Origin of the sequence: Aurantimonas sp. A3-2-R12, from assembly GCF_036016755.1 — a bacterium.
Taxonomy (GTDB): domain Bacteria; phylum Pseudomonadota; class Alphaproteobacteria; order Rhizobiales; family Rhizobiaceae; genus Aurantimonas; species Aurantimonas coralicida_A.
Genome location: NZ_JAYXIH010000015.1, coordinates 17,481 through 33,545, shown reverse-complemented (window position 1 = coordinate 33,545; position 16,065 = coordinate 17,481). Strand labels below are relative to the sequence as shown.

The window sequence follows — 16,065 nt, the reverse complement described above, 5'->3', positions numbered from 1 at the left end:
TTGCGGCAGGCACGGGGCGTAAGGTGACAACAGCCAGCGTTGATACAGCTCTTCTCGTCGCCGCGGTCCGCGCCGGCATGGCCGCGATTGTGGCACGGGGGGCGGATCCGAAGGGCGTCGACTACAAGGACGACGCATCCCCGGTGACCGACGCCGATCGGGCGGCCGAGCATGCCATCACCGGGCTGATTGAAGCCGCCTGTTCCGTTCCCATCGTCGCTGAGGAGCGCTTCGCGGCGGGTGAGATTCCGTCCGTCGGGCGGAACTTCCTGCTGGTCGATCCCCTCGACGGCACTAGGAGCTATATCGCGGGCAAACCCGACTACACCGTCAATGTCGCGCTGATCGAGGACGGGATGCCGGTCTTCGGCTGTGTCGGCGTCCCGGCGACCGGCGAGATCTATTATGGCGGGAGGGACCGGCCCGCGATGGTCGAGCGGGACGGAGCCATGCTGCCGCTGCGGGGCCGCCAACCCGGTCGGCGGCTGGATGTCGTCGCCAGCCGCGATCATCTGTCCGAGGCGACGCGGCGCTACATCGCCGGACTCGACCTCGGCGAGAGGCGGTCTGTCGGCTCGTCGCTGAAATTCTGTTTGCTGGCGGAGGGGGGCGCCGATCTCTATCCGTGCCTCGGCCGCACCATGCAGTGGGATTCGGCGGCGGGGGACGCTGTGCTGCGCGCCGCCGGCGGCCTGACCGCCACGCTGGACGGGGCGCCCCTTCGCTACGGCCGCACCGGATTGCCGGACGAGGACATCTTCGCCAATCCGCATTTCATCGCCGTCGCCGACCCGGGCGTTCTCGAGCGACCGGGTGTCGTTCGGCGCGGGGGCTCCTGATCAATAGGCGCCTTCGGTCTTCAAAAGGCTGATCGGCGTCATCATCAGGATGTAGAGGTCGAGCAGGATCGACCAGTTCTCGATATAGTAGAGATCGTGCTCGAAGCGCTTCTGCAGCTTGTCGGGCTGGTCGATCTCGCCGCGCCACCCCTTGATCTGCGCCCAGCCGGTGATCCCGGGCTTCACCTTGTGCCGGCCGAAATAGCCCTCGACGATCTCGACGAAGGTCTCGTTTCCGCTGGAAATCGCGTGGACCGCGTGCGGGCGCGGCCCGACCAGCGATAGGTCGCCGCGCAGAACGTTGATCAGCTGCGGCAGCTCGTCGATCGATGTCCTGCGGATGAACCGTCCGACCCGCGTTACCCGCTTGTCGTTCTTGGTGACGATCTGCTTGGCGAGCGGATCGGACATTTCATGGAAGAGCGATCGGAACTTGAAGATTTCGACGATCTGATTGTTGAAGCCGTGGCGCTTCTGGCGGAACAGGACTGGCCCCTTCGAATTCAGTTTGATGGCGATGGCGGTGGCCAGGAAAACCGGCGAGAGAGCGATCAGCGCGAGCGTGGCGAAGCACAGGTCGAAGACGCGTTTGGCGATCCAGTCCCAGTCAGCCAGTGGGCGGTCGAAGATGTCGATCAGCGGCACTTGGCCAACGAAGGAATAGGTGCGCGGGCGAAACCGCAGCTGCGCCGAGTGCGCCGACAGGCGGATGTCCAGTGGCAGGACCCACAATTGCTTGAGCAGCGACAAGACGCGCTGCTCGGCCGAAAGCGGTAGCGTGACGATCAGCATGTCGATCCGCGTCAGCCGGGCGAATTCGACCAGTTCGGTCACGGTACCGAGCTTGGGATAACCGGCTACGATCGGCGGCGACCGGTCGTTGTCGCGGTCGTCGAAGATACCGCAGATGCGGATGTCGCTGTCCGGCTGGATTTCCAGGTTGCGGATCAGCATCTCGGCTTCCTTGCCGCCTCCGACGATGACAGCGCGGCGCTCCATGCGGCCATTGCGGGCCCAGCGGCGGATGTTGGCGCGCAGCACCAGCCGCGCCAGGACAAGGCTGCCAGAGCCCGCGACGAACCAGGTTCCGAACCAGAAGCGGGAATAGGCCGCGTCGTTATAGAGAAAGAACAGCACGACGCTGAGCAGGGAGAGCGCCGCGCCCCAAGCCGCGATGACACGCCAGAGCTGTATGAAGCGGCCCTTGAGGATGCTGAGTTCGTAGCCGTCCGCAAGGTTGATCGCGACGATACCGATGGCCGCCCCGGCAAAAGACAAGACTATGTAGGAAAGCCGGAGAGGGCTGGAAAGGCCGACATACTGGACAAAGACCAGCAGTCCGACGCTGGCGAGGAGGAGGAATTCGACTCCCCGCCAGATGCCGGACAACATCCGCGGCGTAATGAAGTCGTCCTGATACTGTCTGGCGGCACGCGCCGCCAAGGCGTTGATCTCGACGGGAGTGGTCGAGGCCGGTGACGGAAACGCCCGCACGATTTCACGGTCGAACGGCAGACCGCTCTCGAAATTTGCCATCCTGTCTCGCTTCCCGCTCGGTCGGCCCGCGCCCCAACACAGGCGCTCCCTCGAGCCGGCGACTATAGTGCGAAAGGGCTAAGATTTGCTTGAGCAGGTCCAGGGCATTCGAGTGAAGGGGCGGGTACGCGTGACTTTCATCCCGCTTCTCGTGACGGGTCGGACAGGCCCGACCCGCATGACATGTCCGGCGAAGTCGTTGACCGATGCTCTAGAACCACCGCTCACGAATGTAGAGCGTGTCGCCGGGCAGGATCGGATCGGAGGTCAGCACCCGGCCGGTGAGGACGCGGCCGCCGACCTGCCGGGTGATGTCGACCGATTCCTGCTCGCCGCGCGGGGTGAAGCCCCCGGCGATGGCCACCGCCTTCTGGACGGTCATGCCGGGAACATAGGTGTATTGGCCACCGGTGGTCACTTCGCCCATGATGAAGAACGGACGGTACTGTTCCACCTGCACGGTGATGTCGGGATCCTTGAGATAGCCGTCGCGCAGGTGATTGGCCAGCTCTCGCTCAAGCTGTTTGGTGGTGCGACCGCGTGCCGGCACCGATCCCACCAGCGGAAAGGCGACATAGCCGGCCTTGTCGACCGGATAGGTGCTGGTGAGCCCAGTCTGTTCGAACACCGTGACCCGCACCACGTCGCCGCTGTCGAGGTGGTAGGGCTCGTTCAGTGCCGCGTGAAAGGCCGGCGGCACGGGCTTGTAGGACGCGCAGCCGGCAAGCAGCGCGAGCGTTGTGGCGATCAGTGCCAGCGTCGGTTTGTGCATGGCTGCTTTTCCCGTGGCGATCCCATGCCGGCGGGCAGGGCGGCATCTTGTCCGATGTTATAAGCCCGTTAGGGTTAATCGTCGGTAAAGCCGCCGGCGGGTTTCAGCACAGCGCGGGCCTCGCGCCTTAACCACGCGGTTACCGGGGCAGGTCAGGATGCGATCGATGCCGTCCGTGCGGAGTAAAATGTTGGGCCGATTTCCGCCATTGTCTTTTTCGGGACCGCGATGCCATCATCTCGCGACGGATGACGCCGAATTCCCTGTGTTACACGGCGGTCAGTCGGGGTGTGCGAGGCGATGAGCGAGGCGCGAACCGGGACGGGCGAGGTGGTCACGGCGGGCGAACTTGTCGCCGGAATTCGTCACGGCGCGATCCGTCGACTGGTCGTGCTGTCGACCTGGAACGACCAACAGCATATCGGCGGCGTCGAGATCGTCCGGCGTCTGACCGCCAGCGGGCTCACATCCGTGCTGATCGATCTGACCCGCGAGGATCGCGTTGCCGCGGCGATGGGCCTGCGGCCCGATTGCGAGGGCTTCGCCGCCCTTGCGGAGGGGCTTTCCTCGCTCACCGACGTCATTCACCGCGATCACTTCACCCGCGCCCATGTGGTTCCCTCCGCCGGTTACGACATGCGGTTGGCGGACGGGGCGAAGTTGGCGGATCTACGACTGTTCCTGGCCGCCTTCGCCGAAGCCTACGAATGCACGGTGACCGAATACGATAGGGACGCGATCGATCGCCTGCCGGTCATCCTCGATGAGGAAACCGCTCTCGTCATCGCCGGGCCGCCGGGCGTGGACGCCCGCTCGGACGATCTCGTCGATGCGCTGCGCGCGATCGGCGTCGAGGATCTGCTGTTCATGGAGTCGAGCCGCCTGGCGACGGGGGCAGCCGGATAGGCGGACGAACCGGCGCTATCGGCGCGGCGCCGATTCCATCCATTTGATGACGAGCATCGCCGGAACCACCCAGAGAATCCCGCTGAAAAGGAAATAGGCGAGGTGGATCCAGCCGCTCGACTCCGCCAGGTAGAGGCTGGCAAAAGCGGTGGCAACGATAGCGTAGACGACGACGAGCGTGATCAGGATGACCGCCCCGACGAGCTTCTTGATCCTGACCGGCATGTCGGGCCTTTCCACATTGCGGCCCGATAACGAGAGGCGGGTTCTCGGGCGAACGGGTTCTCTATGGCCGTTTCGGCCGCGTATTTCCAGCCGGGCAGCTGCGACCTTGCCGCTCTTGATTGCGCCGGACTTTCGGTGCAATGGCATGCGGCATGACGATCCTGGCCCACTCCGATAGCGCGCCGTTCGCGGCGAACCCGACCACGCGCCACCGGGCGGCCATCCGTCTCTGGCTTTATGCGGTCGCGGCGCTGGTCTTTGCGCTGGTCGTGGTCGGCGGCGCCACGCGTCTCACCGAGTCCGGCCTGTCCATCACCGAATGGAAGCCGATCCACGGGATCATTCCGCCTCTCTCGGCGGCGGAATGGCAGGAAGAATTCGAGCTCTACAAGCGCATACCCCAGTATCAGGAAATCAATCGGGGCATGAGCCTCGATGCCTTCAAGACGATCTTCTGGTGGGAGTGGGCGCATCGCTTCCTGGCCAGGGCGGTCGGCTTCGTCTTTGCGATACCGCTCGCCTTCTTCTGGCTGAGTGGCCGCATCGAGCCGTTCCTGAAACCGAGGCTCCTGGGCATTCTCGGTCTTGGCGCGCTGCAAGGCGGCGTTGGCTGGTGGATGGTGGCCTCGGGCCTCAGCGTCAGGACCGATGTCAGCCAGTACCGGCTGGCGACGCATCTGATCATCGCCTGCTTGATCTTCGCGGCAACGATCTGGGTGGCGCGAGGCCTCGCTCCGAAACGCTACGAGGCGCCGCCGTCGCGCGCCTCCGCGACGGTCGCAGGTATCATCCTGGTGGCTGCCTTGGCGCAGATCTACCTGGGTGCGCTGGTGGCGGGGCTGAATGCCGGTTTCACCTTCAATACCTGGCCGCTGATGGACGGCGCGCTGGTGCCGGACGGTCTTTTCGTCATGCAGCCAGCATGGCGCAATTTCTTCGAGAACGTCATGACCGTGCAGTTCATCCACCGGATGGGCGCCTATGTCCTTCTCGTGATCGTCGCGCTCCACGCCATCGCCGCGTACGCGCAGGCGCCGGGGACGCGCCATGCCAGACGCGCCGTCGCGCTGTTCGTTTTGGTGCTGGCGCAAGTCGCCATTGGCGTTGTGACGCTGCTCCTCGCCGTGCCGATCAGCTGGGGTTTGATCCACCAGGCCGGCGGCATGGTGGTTCTGGCCACCGCGGTCGTCCATGCGCGGGCGTTGAAGGGCGAATATCAAGCGCTGGCGCTATCAGATTGATATGGTTCACTTCGCGGAGCGTTAACCCCCCGCGTGCCAAGGTTCATCAAGGTGATTGAGGTGGACCCTGATGGATCTCGGGATACAGTCGAATGGAGGTCAGCTTTCCAAGGCTGAACTGGTCAGTGCGCTGAGCTACGCGCTCGACCTGACCGAAGGCCAGCCGGAAGGCCACGGCATCCGTTGCTGTTGGATCGGGATGAATGTAGGGCAAGAACTCGGCCTGTCCGACGCCGAGATGAGCGATCTCTATTACACGCTTCTGCTCAAGGACATTGGCTGCAGCAGCAATGCGGCGCGCATCTGCCAGCTGTTTTTGACCGACGATATCGCGTTCAAGCGCGGCATCAAGATCGTCGATGACAGCCTGCCGCAGGTGCTTCGCTTCGTTCTCCAGCATACCGGGTTGAAGGCCAACCTCGCCGAGCGGTTCCGGGCGATGGTGGCTGCGCTGGCCCAGGGTGAGAAAGTCGGTCGCGAACTGATCGAAACGCGCTGTCATCGCGGTGCGGACATCGTGCGGCAGATGCGGTTTTCCGAAGCCGTTGCGACCGGGATTCTCCATCTCGACGAGCACTGGGACGGGAAGGGGCAACCCAGAGGTCTCACCGGCACCGGGATTTCCCTGTTCGGACGGATCGCCCTGCTGGCTCAGGTGGTCGACGTGTTCCATACCAGCGCCGATGCGGATTTCGCCCTGAAAGAGGTGGAAAAGCGCAGCGGACGCTGGTTCGATCCCGATCTTGTCGCCGCATTCGGGACAGTTGCGGCGCGGAAATCCTTTTGGTCGACCCTGGCTTCGCCACGGCTGGACGCGACGGTGATCGCCTTGGCCCCCCGGCACGACACGGAATTCGTCGATGAGGATTTCCTCGACAGCGTCGCCGAGGCATTCGCCCAGGTCGTCGATTCCAAGAGCCCGTTCACACACGGTCACAGCGAGCGGGTGGCGCTGTTCACCGATCTTATCGCCGTTGAGCTCGGCCTCGATGCCGAGCACAGACGCTATCTCAAACGGGCGGCGCTGCTGCATGACATCGGCAAGCTGAGTGTGTCGAACCAGGTGCTGGACAAGCCTGGAAAGCTGGACGACGAGGAATGGATCGCCATCAAGCGCCATCCTGCCTTCAGCGAAGAAATCCTTGCCCGCGTCAGCGTGTTTCAGGATCTTGCCCGGATCTCCGGCGCTCATCACGAGCGTCTGGACGGCAAGGGCTATCCGCGCGGCTTGAAGGGCGACGCAATCTGCTTCGATACCCGCATCCTGACGACCGCCGACATCTTCGACGCGATGACGGCTGACCGGCCCTATCGCAAGGCGATGCCGGTATCGATAGCGCTGGATATCATGCGGGCCGATGTCGGGACGGCGATCGACGCGCGCTGTTTTCAGGCGCTGGAGGCGGTCGTCGCAAGCTTCGAGGGCGCCGTCGGGAGCCCTCAGCCAGACTGAGACGAGCGCTTTGGCGCAAAAGACCTTAAGGAAATAGAGGAAGCTGCGCGATGCCCGTCGTCTCCTCGATCCCGTAAGCGACATTGAAGTTCTGGATGGCCTGTCCCGCTGATCCCTTCACCAGATTGTCGAGGGTCGAGATCACGATCGCCCGCCCGGGAATGCGGTCCGGCACGACGTTGACGACCACGTAGTTCGAGCCGCGCACCATTTGCGTCTGCGGCAGGACACCTTCGTCGGCTACCGTCACGAAGGTCTCGCTAGCATAGGTTTCGACGAGGCGCTGACGCAGATCGCGGGCGGTCGCCCCATCCGTCAACCGGACGTAGCTCGTGCAGAGCTCCCCCCGGCTCATCGGGATGAGATGCGGCGTGAAATTGACCCGAAGATCGGCGATGCCGGCGGCGGCGCCGATTTCCTGCTCGATCTCGGCCATATGCCGATGCTTGCCGACAGCGTAAGGGGACAGGCCTTCACCGGCCTCGCAGAACAGCGTGTTCTCCTTCAGGCTCCGCCCAGCGCCCGAAACGCCCGACTTGGCGTCGATGACGATGTCGGACACGTCGATCATCGCCGCCTTGGCCAGCGGCACCAGTGCCAGGAGCACCGCCGTCGGATAGCAGCCGGGGCAGGCGATCAGCCGGGCCTCGCGAAGGGCGTCGCGATTGAGTTCGGTCAGACCGTAGACCGCCTCGCCCTGAATGTCGGTCGCCATGTGGTCGAGCCCGTACCACTCCTTGTAGACAGCCGGGTCGCGCAGCCGGAAATCGGCCGACATGTCGATGATCTTCGTCTTCGGGTGCTTTTCGAAGATGTCCTTGGTGATCGCCTGGGTCGTCCCGTGGGGCAGACCGCAGAACACAGCATCCACCTCGTTCCAGGGGGCGTCCTCGATGGTCACCAGATCGGGCAGATCGATATGCGACAGATGCCGGAAGACCTCCCGCATCGGCTTGCCGGCGTGACTGTTGGCCGTCAGGACGGCGATTTCCATCGCCGGATGACGGGCGGCCAGGCGCACCAGATCCGCGCCGGTATAGCCACTCGCGCCGAGCACTCCGATCCTGATCTTGTCGGCCATCCTGACTCACCTCGATGTTTTCACGCCCGTTCGCGCGGGCGGAACCGCCCACGTCGTTTGTCTCGACGGTTTAGCTGAATTCCTGATCACGTCCAGACCGCGAGCCGGCGTGACGGTTCGACGAGGTTGGCGCTTTGCTCGCGAACAGGCTCACACGGCGAGCGCCGCCGCCAGTTTTTCGACGATGAAGTCTTGCGTGTCTTCGGCCAGATAGGCGTGCATGGGCAGGCTGATGACGTCCCGAGACAAGGCGTCCGAGACCTTCAGTTCGCGGCCGACGACGGGAAAGGACCGGTAGGCCGTCTGGCGATGCAGCGGTTTGGGATAGTAGATCGCCGTCGGCACGCCGGCCTCGCGCAGGCTTGCCGCCACCGTCGCCCGGTCGGTGTCGTCAGGCAGGCGAATGGTATATTGCGCCCAGGTCGAGGTGGCGTCGCGCAGTAGCCTCTGCGGTGTGACGATGTTGGAGAGTTTCTGCGCATAGCGCGCCGCGATCCGTCCGCGGGCGGCGATCTCATCGGGAAATATGGCCAGTTTTTCCAACAGGATCGCTGCCTGAAGCGTATCCATCCGGCCGTTCATGCCGATGCGGATATTGTCGTATTTGTCCTCGAAATTCTGGCCATGGACACGCAGCGACGCCATGATCGCGGCAAGCTCCTCGTCGTCGGTCTGGACGGCGCCGCCATCGCCGTAGCAACCGAGCGGTTTGGCCGGGAAGAAGCTGGTCGACACGACATGCGACCAGTGGCTCGACAGTTCTCCGTCGATCGTCGCGCCGTAGCCTTGCGCCGCATCGGATATGAGCTTCAGCCCGTGGGCGTCGGCGATATCCCGGATGGCCGGATAGTCCGCCGGCTGGCCGAACAGATCCACCGCGATGATCGCCTTCGGGACGAGGTCGCCCGCCGCTTTCGCCTCGGCGATGGCGGCCTCGAGGCTCGCCGGGTCCATGTTGAAGGTCTCAGGATCGACATCGACGAAATACGGCGTCGCGCCGAACCAGGCGACGACCTCGGCGGTCGAGGCAAAGGTGAAGCTCGGACAGAACACCGCATCGCCGGGCCGGATGCCCCAAGCCATCAACGGCAGCGCCAGCGCGTCGGTGCCGGAGGCGCAGGACAGCGTGTGCGTCATCTGGCCGAAGCGCGACAACGCCGCCTCCAGTTCGCGAATCTCCGGACCCATGACGAAGGCGCCGTGATCGAGCACCGAGGCCATGCGGCGGTCGATCTTATCGCGAATCCTGTCGCGCTGGGTGGCGAGGTCGATGAAGGGGATGCTCTGGGTCATGGGCCTGATCTGAAAAGGAACCGCCCGTCGGCCGGGCGTGTGCGGTGTTGGTCGAAAAGTCGGTCACTGGCCATTCAAAATTCATGTCAGCGTCTTACGCGGGGCTTCATATGGCGATGAAAATTCGGCGAAGCCATGGCCGACGCCGACGCCGGGGTCATCCCGCGTGCTGTTCCGCCAGGTTGCCGAGGACGTACATGGCGACGGTGGCGCCGGCAATCGCCGTGACGTCGCCATGATCATAGGGGGGCGACACTTCGACGACGTCGGCGCCGACGATCGGAAGGTTCTTCAGATGATGGAGGACGGCGAGCATCTTGGCGCTCGACGGTCCGCCTGCGACGGGGGTGCCGGTTCCCGGCGCGAAGGCCGCGTCGAGGCAGTCGATGTCGAATGTCAGATAGGCTTTCGCCCCCCGCGTCCGCTGGTAAATGCGCTCGGCGATGGCCGCGCTCGTCATCTCCTCGACCGCGTCGCCATAAAGGATGTCGATACCGCAATCCTCGGGCGCGTGGGTGCGGATCCCAACCTGAATCGACGTTGCCGGATCGATGAGATCCGCCTCCACTGCCGCTTTGACGAAGGAGCCGTGATCGACGCGCGGCGCGCCGTCGGAGCCGGTGGCGACCGGCCAGGTATCCTGATGGGCGTCGAATTGGATCAGCGACAGTTTGCCGTGGCGGGCGACATGGGCCTGAAGCAGCGGAAAGGTGATCGAGTGATCGCCGCCCAGCGTCAACAGGAAGCCGGTCTTCTCAAGCAGCGAAGCGGCTTCCGTTCGGATCGCCGCGTGGGCGGTTTCCGGCAGGCGGTAATCGAGGCGGCAGTCACCATAGTCGACGACGCGCATCGTGTCGAACAGGTCGCGATGGAACGGATATTGCGGATCGTTGTCGAAGATCGACGAAGCGCGTCTGAGTGCCTGCGGGCCGAAGCGGGCGCCGGGCCTATTCGAGACCGCCGCGTCGAAGGGCACGCCCCAGACGGTCACGTCCGTCGCCTCGACCGCCTTGGTGAACCGCCGCCGCATGAAAGACAGCGCGCCGGCATAGGTCGGGTCGCCGGCGGCGCCGGTCCAATCGTTACCCGCGAATGCGTGGTCGATGCTGTCGCCGGCCATTCGTTGGTTTCTCCGCTTGCCTGAGGGTGGCGCTTGCGCCCGCCGTCGCAGGATGTTCACTCGGCTGGCGATATGGGGTCGCGGCCGGCGATTTCGAGCCCGAAGGCGCGAGAGCTCTCAGCCTGACAAAGAGCTCTTGCCCACGGAATGCTGCATAGCTTCAGGGGTCGGCGGTCATCCGACTGGTGAAGCGAAGGCCGACCACGGCGATCCAGGCCAGCAGCCAGGCCTGCTTTTCCCGGTCGAAGAAGAAGCTCTCCAACGCCGCGTTGAGCAGCATGAAACCCAGCACCATGACGAAGAAATCGGCCAGGCGCCGGTTTTCGACGTCCGGCTGGCATCGCGCATAGTCGACAAGCGGAAAAACCAGAATGACGAGGAGAACGATGGCGACCGCCGGCCAGCCGAGCTGCAACACGGCGTCGAGGTAGCTGTTGTGGGCGTTGGCCGCGCCGCGCATGTCCCAATCCAGCTCGAACGGCTTCTCGGCGAATTCGACATAGGAGGTCGTCCAGAAATTCTCGTAGCCATGCCCGGTCCAGGGCAGGGGGGCGGCGAGATCGAGCGCGAATTGCCAAAGATCGGTACGGCCCGTGAAGGTCGTTCCCGGGATCAGACTATGCAGGATATCGCCGAAGAACGGCACGATCACAGCGCCAAGAGTCAATGCCAGCATCCCGGCCACCGCCAGGAAAAGGGCGAGCGCCGTTCGTCCACGCCCCAGCAGGACAGGGCCAAGAAGCGCCATCGCGGCGATCAGCGGCACCAGAGCCAGCGAGGTCTTCGAGCCGGTCTTGAAGAGGAAGACCAGCCCGAGCACCGTCAGGGCGGCGCCGACCAGGGGCCGGCCGCTGCGCACGACGTAAATGCCGGCGAAGACGATCACCGCCATCACCGGTCCGGTGATGTTCTTGTGCGCGTAGATGCCGCGCCACAGGCCGGCATGCTCGGCTTCCACCTCGGCGGCCGTATGGATGGCGCGGTCGGGGATCATGATCACGCCGGCATAGCTCAGTGCGAGCACCGCGCCGCAGGCGAGGATCAGCGCCGTGCGAAAGCCGCGCGCGTCGGGTGGCAACGTCAATACCCCGGTGGCCGCCAGCATCGTGGAGAAGGTGAACAGCATGGCCCGCACGCCGGTCGAGGGCCACCCGGCGCCCCACAGCGATAATGGCAACGGCAGCAGCAGGAGCAGCCACCACGGATTGAGCAGGTGCTTGAGGATGCGCGGATCGGTGACCACGACATGCGTGCCGAGAACGAAGGCGGCGAGCAGCGAATAGCCGACGCGATTGAGGATCACGCCGTCGCCCGTGGCGATATTGGTGGGAAACGGATTGAAGGAAACCAGCAATGCCGTCAGCACAGCCGCCGCGGCCAATACGCGGACCAGACGGAGGAGATCGGCCCTTGTGCCTTGCCGTTGGTGGCGAGAAACGACCGGCTCGAAGCTGGTTTGTATCGACACGGTGCCTTTCCGATCCCACTCTTCGACAGACGCGGCCCTGACGGGCGCGATGCCGTTTGTTTCCAGAGTGTTATCGGTCAATGGGGCGCCCCCGCCAAATCCTTCGTTAAGAGTTGGTTAAGCATAAAATTTAGCGCAATCTTTACGCTTTCGCCGCTCCGACCAACGAAAAAGCCGCCGGGGCGAACCCGGCGGCTTTGCTGATGCGAGGGGCGACGCGCGGTCGCCGGAGCGCTTGATCAGCGCTTGGAGAACTGGAACGACCGGCGGGCCTTGGCCTTGCCGTACTTCTTGCGCTCGACCACGCGCGAGTCACGGGTCAGGAAGCCGCCCTTCTTCAGGACCGAGCGCAAGCCCGGCTCGTAACAGGTCAGCGCCTTGGAAATGCCGTGGCGCACCGCGCCGGCCTGCCCCGAAAGACCGCCGCCGGCGACCGTGGCGACGATGTCGAACTGACCGTCGCGGGCAGCCGCGACGATCGGCTGGCGCAGCACCATCTGCAGCACCGGACGGGCGAAATAGGTGGCGAAATCACGCTCGTTGATCGTGATCTTGCCGGTGCCGGGCTTGATCCAGACGCGGGCGACCGCGTCCTTGCGCTTGCCGGTGGCGTAGGCGCGGCCGAACTGGTCGAGCTTTTGAACGTAAACCGGCGCTTCGGGCTGAACCGAGGCTTCGGCCGAGCCGAGTTCTTCGAGCGAAGAGAGCTGGGACATTATGCGGCCCTCGTGTTTTTGGAGTTCATTGCCGCGACGTCGAGCGTCTCGGGGTTCTGCGCGACGTGCGGGTGTTCGGCACCGGCATAAACGCGCAGGTTCTTCAACTGCTGGCGCCCGAGCGGGCCGCGCGGCAGCATGCGTTCGATCGCCTTTTCGACGACGCGCTCGGGAAAGCGGCCCTCGAGGATCTCGCGCGCCTTGCGCTCCTTGATGCCGCCGGGATAGCCGGTGTGCCAGTAATACGTCTTGTTGGCGTATTTTTTGCCGGTCAGGACGATCTTGTCGGCATTGACGATGATGATGTTGTCGCCATCGTCCACATGCGGGGTGAAGGTCGGTTTATGCTTGCCACGAAGGCGAAGCGCGACGATGGAAGCGAGGCGGCCGACGACGAGCCCTTCGGCGTCGATCAGAATCCACTTCTTCTCCACCGTCTCGGACTTCTGCGAGAAGGTTTTCATGGGTTGCCCCTGGGTGTTGGTGAGCATCGAGGCAAACCTTCGCAGGTCGCCCTAAGAAAAGAGCGACCCACGGCCGCTCCTCATGCGGCGTGACATACGGCGCGATGACGTCGCTGTCAACGCGAAAACGTACCGACCGATGATCCCGTATGCCCTGATAGGCAGGGGATCAAGCGTTAGTGGTATTATGTTACCGTGTCTTATTTGCGTTCCGTCCCGGCCTGGCGCGGCGGAATCGAATAGGTGGCGACCGCATGGGCCAGAACGTCGTTGCCGTCCGCGTCTTGGCTTTCATTGGTCATCGCGACCTCGACCACGGCGAGGCGCTGGCCGAGCTTGAGAATGCGGGCGCTGCCGATCAGCGGGCCGGGCTTCGGCTTGCGCAGGAAATTGATCGAGAGATTCGTCGTGACCGCGTGGGCGACCGGGCCGATATGAGCGAGAACCGCCACATAGGCCGCGACATCGGCAAGCGTGAACAGCGTCGGGCCGGACACGGTGCCGCCGGGGCGAAGGTGGCGATCGTCGGCAAGCAGCCGCATCGTCAGCTGGCCGGGCTCCAGCGCGACGATCGAAAAGCCGCCGTCACGGCCGCCGAGCTGCGGAAACTCGCTTTCAAGGAACGTATCAAGCGCCTCGATTGTCATGATCGGTTGCAACCGGCGTCTCCCATCGGGTGTCGTTCGCTTGTCGGTCCTTCCGATGGCACGAAGCGGCGCCATGATCTAGATAGGGCCGGGGCATCGGCCGGCTGACGCCCCTTCCTGTGAACAAGAGGACCGGGCATGGCAGACATTTTCGAACTCAATGATACGCGAACCCATCCGGTGGACGTCCAGCGCGCGCCGGGGCTCACTCGGATCGTGTTGTCGAGCCCGCCGGCCAACGCCCTGTCGATGGCGATGATGGAGGCGATCCTGTCGGCCCTGCGGGACGCGGCGGAGGACAAATCCAACCGCGTCGTGGTCATCGCCGCCGAGGGCAAGATCTTTTCGGCCGGGCACGATTTGAAGGAACTGACCGCCAGGCGCGGCGACGCCGATCGCGGCCGCGCCTTCTTCGCGACGACCATGCACAAATGCTCCGAGCTGATGCAGGCGATCGTCCGCCATCCGACGCCGGTGATCGCCGAGGTGGGCGGACTCGCGACGGCGGCCGGCTGCCAGCTCGTTGCCTCCTGCGATCTCGCCATCGCCTCGGAGGAGGCGCATTTCTGTACGCCGGGCGTCAATATCGGCCTGTTCTGCTCGACGCCCATGGTGGCGCTGTCGCGCAATCTGACCCGCAAGCACGCCATGGAAATGCTGCTCACCGGCGAGACGATCGACGCGCGCACTGCCCGCGAATTCGGCCTGATCAACCGGGTCGTGCCGCCGGAATATCTCGGCACCATCGTCGGCAAATACGCCACCACCATCGCCTCGAAATCGCCGGTGACGGTGAAGATCGGCAAGGAGGCCTTCTACAAGCAGGCCGAGATGGGGCTCGCCGACGCCTACGACTACGCCGCCGCCGTCATGACCGAGAACATGCTGGCCAAGGACGCCGAAGAGGGGATCGGGGCGTTTCTGGAAAAGCGCAAACCGGAATGGACCGGCGAATGAGCGCCGCCCCGCTCACCTATCCCGACGCGACGATCCGCGACATTCTCGACCGCGTGAAGACCATCGCGCTGGTCGGCGCCAGCGCCAAGTCCGTGCGGCCGTCCTATTTCGTGCTGAAATATCTGCTGGCCAAGGGTTACCGCGTCATTCCGGTCAATCCGGGCCTGGCCGGTCAGGATCTTCTCGGCCAGCGCTGCTACGCCGATCTGAAGAGCATTCCAGAGCCGATCGACATGGTCGATATCTTTCGCGGCGCCGACGCGGTGCCGGGGATCGTCGACGAAGCTCTGGCGCTCGATCCGAAGCCCAAGGTGATCTGGATGCAGCTCGGCATCCGCCATGAGGACGCGGCGGCGAAGGCGGAAGCCGCCGGGCTCACCGTCGTCATGGACCGCTGCCCGAAGATCGAATATGCGCGCCTGTCCGGCGAGATCGGCTGGAACGGCATCAATTCGCGGGTGATCTCGTCGAAAAAGCCGGTGATGGGCAAGGGCTACCAGAGCTTTGGGCTGAACCCGCGGCGGTAGCGGGGGAGGGGGCCCAAAGCGAATGATCGGCCCTTCTCACAATTCCGATTGCCACAGAGTGGATGTATTATATATGGTGCAATAAATGTGATTGAGCGAAAACGACTGTCGGCACGTTTTGCCACCTCGGAAGCGGGACGCAGCTTCGTCCGGGAGTGGTTGCTCTCGCTCGGTGCGCAAGACCGCAAGGCTATCGGCGACGACATCCGCACGGCCGAGTTCGGGTGGCCGGTCGGAATGCCATTGTGTCGATCGATCAACGGCCGCAAGGGTCTTTGGGAAATCAGGAGCAGTCTGCCCGGCGGACGGATCGCTCGCGTGTTCTTCTGTGTCCACGACGGCAGCCTTGTGTTGCTGCACGGTTTCATCAAGAAAACACAGAAGACGCCGTGGCACGAATTGGACGTTGCCGAAAGAAGAATGAGAGGATTGCAATGAGCACGCGGATCGAACGTATCCATGTCGGCGAGAGCTTTGAGGACTTCCTCGCCGAGCAGGGAACACTCGAAGAGACGACCGAGCGGGCGGTCAAGCGCGTCCTGGCTTTCCAGCTTGCCGCTGCCATGAAGGAGCAGCACCTTTCAAAGGTCGAAATGGCCAAACGCCTGGAGACCTCCCGCTCCCAGCTCGACCGGCTGCTCGATCCCGACAACGAGAACGTCACTTTGGCCGCCCTTTCGAGTGCTGCCAAGGCAGTGGGACGATCGCTGCGGCTAGAGCTGGTGTGATTCCGGGATGCGCGAGGCCACCGCGCCTCGAGGCCGCGCCCGAAATGCCGTCCCGCCGCTGCATCGCAGAACAATATCCCCGCTCGCGCCGA

At 64.1% G+C, this 16,065-nt stretch carries 18 protein-coding genes; 8 read left to right on the top strand and 10 right to left on the bottom strand.

Annotation, left to right across the window (positions count from 1 at the left end):
* Positions 1-23: 23 nt before the first annotated feature.
* The gene (locus tag VSX60_RS09765) at positions 24-839 is read left to right on the top strand and encodes a 3'(2'),5'-bisphosphate nucleotidase CysQ family protein (protein WP_327623965.1); all 816 of its coding nucleotides are present in this window, start codon (positions 24-26) and stop codon (positions 837-839) included.
* On the opposite strand, the gene VSX60_RS09760 is transcribed toward VSX60_RS09765, so the two are convergent.
* Positions 840-2,375 carry an undecaprenyl-phosphate glucose phosphotransferase gene (locus VSX60_RS09760; RefSeq protein WP_327623964.1) on the bottom strand — a complete coding sequence of 512 codons (1,536 nt, stop codon included), beginning with the start codon at positions 2,373-2,375 and terminating at the stop codon, positions 840-842.
* Between the two features lie 211 nt (positions 2,376-2,586).
* Positions 2,587-3,147, bottom strand: a complete 561-nt coding sequence (locus tag VSX60_RS09755) for a polysaccharide biosynthesis/export family protein (protein ID WP_327623963.1) — start codon at positions 3,145-3,147, stop codon at positions 2,587-2,589.
* Positions 3,148-3,447: 300 nt separating this feature from the next.
* On the opposite strand from VSX60_RS09755, the gene VSX60_RS09750 reads away from it, so the two are divergent.
* Positions 3,448-4,053, top strand: coding sequence for a hypothetical protein (locus tag VSX60_RS09750; RefSeq protein ID WP_327623962.1), 606 nt, complete (start codon positions 3,448-3,450; stop codon positions 4,051-4,053).
* A 15-nt stretch (positions 4,054-4,068) separates the two neighbouring features.
* On the opposite strand, the gene VSX60_RS09745 is transcribed toward VSX60_RS09750, so the two are convergent.
* A complete protein-coding gene (locus tag VSX60_RS09745; RefSeq protein WP_327623961.1) occupies positions 4,069-4,278 on the bottom strand; it encodes a DUF2842 domain-containing protein in 210 nt (69 codons plus the stop codon).
* Between the two features lie 152 nt (positions 4,279-4,430).
* On the opposite strand from VSX60_RS09745, the gene VSX60_RS09740 reads away from it, so the two are divergent.
* Positions 4,431-5,519, top strand: a complete 1,089-nt coding sequence (locus VSX60_RS09740) for a COX15/CtaA family protein (protein ID WP_327623960.1) — start codon at positions 4,431-4,433, stop codon at positions 5,517-5,519.
* Positions 5,520-5,589: 70 nt separating this feature from the next.
* Positions 5,590-6,972 (top strand): HD-GYP domain-containing protein, encoded by a 1,383-nt coding sequence (locus tag VSX60_RS09735; protein WP_327623959.1) that lies wholly within the window; start codon positions 5,590-5,592, stop codon positions 6,970-6,972.
* Between the two features lie 25 nt (positions 6,973-6,997).
* On the opposite strand, the gene argC is transcribed toward VSX60_RS09735, so the two are convergent.
* The 7 genes from argC to VSX60_RS09700 all read right to left on the bottom strand — a co-directional run bounded on the left by argC (position 6,998) and on the right by VSX60_RS09700 (position 13,761).
* Positions 6,998-8,053, bottom strand: coding sequence for an N-acetyl-gamma-glutamyl-phosphate reductase (argC, locus tag VSX60_RS09730; RefSeq protein WP_327623957.1), 1,056 nt, complete (start codon positions 8,051-8,053; stop codon positions 6,998-7,000).
* 150 nt (positions 8,054-8,203) lie between these two features.
* Complete coding sequence (locus tag VSX60_RS09725) at positions 8,204-9,346, bottom strand: DegT/DnrJ/EryC1/StrS family aminotransferase (protein ID WP_327623956.1); 1,143 nt, start codon at positions 9,344-9,346, stop codon at positions 8,204-8,206.
* A gap of 157 nt (positions 9,347-9,503) precedes the next feature.
* A complete protein-coding gene (gene speB, locus VSX60_RS09720) occupies positions 9,504-10,466 on the bottom strand; it encodes an agmatinase (RefSeq protein WP_327623954.1) in 963 nt (320 codons plus the stop codon).
* 160 nt (positions 10,467-10,626) lie between these two features.
* On the bottom strand, positions 10,627-12,015 hold the full coding sequence (locus tag VSX60_RS09715; RefSeq protein WP_327623953.1) for an O-antigen ligase family protein: 1,389 nt from the start codon (positions 12,013-12,015) through the stop codon (positions 10,627-10,629).
* A 158-nt stretch (positions 12,016-12,173) separates the two neighbouring features.
* The gene (gene rpsI / locus VSX60_RS09710) at positions 12,174-12,650 is read right to left on the bottom strand and encodes a 30S ribosomal protein S9 (protein ID WP_442873077.1); all 477 of its coding nucleotides are present in this window, start codon (positions 12,648-12,650) and stop codon (positions 12,174-12,176) included.
* Complete coding sequence (gene rplM, locus VSX60_RS09705) at positions 12,650-13,114, bottom strand: 50S ribosomal protein L13 (RefSeq protein ID WP_327624030.1); 465 nt, start codon at positions 13,112-13,114, stop codon at positions 12,650-12,652. The genes rpsI and rplM overlap by 1 nt, the downstream gene beginning before the upstream one ends.
* A 200-nt stretch (positions 13,115-13,314) precedes the next feature.
* Positions 13,315-13,761 carry a PaaI family thioesterase gene (locus tag VSX60_RS09700; protein ID WP_327624029.1) on the bottom strand — a complete coding sequence of 149 codons (447 nt, stop codon included), beginning with the start codon at positions 13,759-13,761 and terminating at the stop codon, positions 13,315-13,317.
* A gap of 138 nt (positions 13,762-13,899) precedes the next feature.
* On the opposite strand from VSX60_RS09700, the gene VSX60_RS09695 reads away from it, so the two are divergent.
* The 4 genes from VSX60_RS09695 (at position 13,900) to VSX60_RS09680 (ending at position 15,973) form a co-directional block, all read left to right on the top strand.
* Complete coding sequence (locus VSX60_RS09695; protein WP_327623951.1) at positions 13,900-14,718, top strand: enoyl-CoA hydratase; 819 nt, start codon at positions 13,900-13,902, stop codon at positions 14,716-14,718.
* Positions 14,715-15,245, top strand: a complete 531-nt coding sequence (locus VSX60_RS09690) for a CoA-binding protein (RefSeq protein ID WP_327623950.1) — start codon at positions 14,715-14,717, stop codon at positions 15,243-15,245. The genes VSX60_RS09695 and VSX60_RS09690 overlap by 4 nt, the downstream gene beginning before the upstream one ends.
* 87 nt (positions 15,246-15,332) lie before the next feature.
* A complete protein-coding gene (locus VSX60_RS09685; protein WP_327623949.1) occupies positions 15,333-15,683 on the top strand; it encodes a type II toxin-antitoxin system RelE/ParE family toxin in 351 nt (116 codons plus the stop codon).
* Positions 15,680-15,973, top strand: coding sequence for an XRE family transcriptional regulator (locus VSX60_RS09680; protein WP_327623948.1), 294 nt, complete (start codon positions 15,680-15,682; stop codon positions 15,971-15,973). The genes VSX60_RS09685 and VSX60_RS09680 overlap by 4 nt, the downstream gene beginning before the upstream one ends.
* Positions 15,974-16,065: the final 92 nt, after the last annotated feature.

What these genes read in the sequence shown, in the direction of transcription:
- VSX60_RS09760 (WP_327623964.1), bottom strand. Translation starts at nt 2,375, where the DNA reads ATGGCAAATTTCGAGAGCGGTCTGCCGTTCGACCGTGAAATCGTGCGG.
- VSX60_RS09755 (WP_327623963.1), bottom strand. Translation starts at nt 3,147, where the DNA reads ATGCACAAACCGACGCTGGCACTGATCGCCACAACGCTCGCGCTGCTT.
- VSX60_RS09750 (WP_327623962.1), top strand. Translation starts at nt 3,448, where the DNA reads ATGAGCGAGGCGCGAACCGGGACGGGCGAGGTGGTCACGGCGGGCGAA.
- VSX60_RS09745 (WP_327623961.1), bottom strand. Translation starts at nt 4,278, where the DNA reads ATGCCGGTCAGGATCAAGAAGCTCGTCGGGGCGGTCATCCTGATCACG.
- VSX60_RS09740 (WP_327623960.1), top strand. Translation starts at nt 4,431, where the DNA reads ATGACGATCCTGGCCCACTCCGATAGCGCGCCGTTCGCGGCGAACCCG.
- VSX60_RS09735 (WP_327623959.1), top strand. Translation starts at nt 5,590, where the DNA reads ATGGATCTCGGGATACAGTCGAATGGAGGTCAGCTTTCCAAGGCTGAA.
- argC (WP_327623957.1), bottom strand. Translation starts at nt 8,053, where the DNA reads ATGGCCGACAAGATCAGGATCGGAGTGCTCGGCGCGAGTGGCTATACC.
- VSX60_RS09725 (WP_327623956.1), bottom strand. Translation starts at nt 9,346, where the DNA reads ATGACCCAGAGCATCCCCTTCATCGACCTCGCCACCCAGCGCGACAGG.
- speB (WP_327623954.1), bottom strand. Translation starts at nt 10,466, where the DNA reads ATGGCCGGCGACAGCATCGACCACGCATTCGCGGGTAACGATTGGACC.
- rpsI (WP_442873077.1), bottom strand. Translation starts at nt 12,650, where the DNA reads ATGTCCCAGCTCTCTTCGCTCGAAGAACTCGGCTCGGCCGAAGCCTCG.
- rplM (WP_327624030.1), bottom strand. Translation starts at nt 13,114, where the DNA reads ATGAAAACCTTCTCGCAGAAGTCCGAGACGGTGGAGAAGAAGTGGATT.
- VSX60_RS09700 (WP_327624029.1), bottom strand. Translation starts at nt 13,761, where the DNA reads ATGACAATCGAGGCGCTTGATACGTTCCTTGAAAGCGAGTTTCCGCAG.
- VSX60_RS09695 (WP_327623951.1), top strand. Translation starts at nt 13,900, where the DNA reads ATGGCAGACATTTTCGAACTCAATGATACGCGAACCCATCCGGTGGAC.
- VSX60_RS09690 (WP_327623950.1), top strand. Translation starts at nt 14,715, where the DNA reads ATGAGCGCCGCCCCGCTCACCTATCCCGACGCGACGATCCGCGACATT.
- VSX60_RS09680 (WP_327623948.1), top strand. Translation starts at nt 15,680, where the DNA reads ATGAGCACGCGGATCGAACGTATCCATGTCGGCGAGAGCTTTGAGGAC.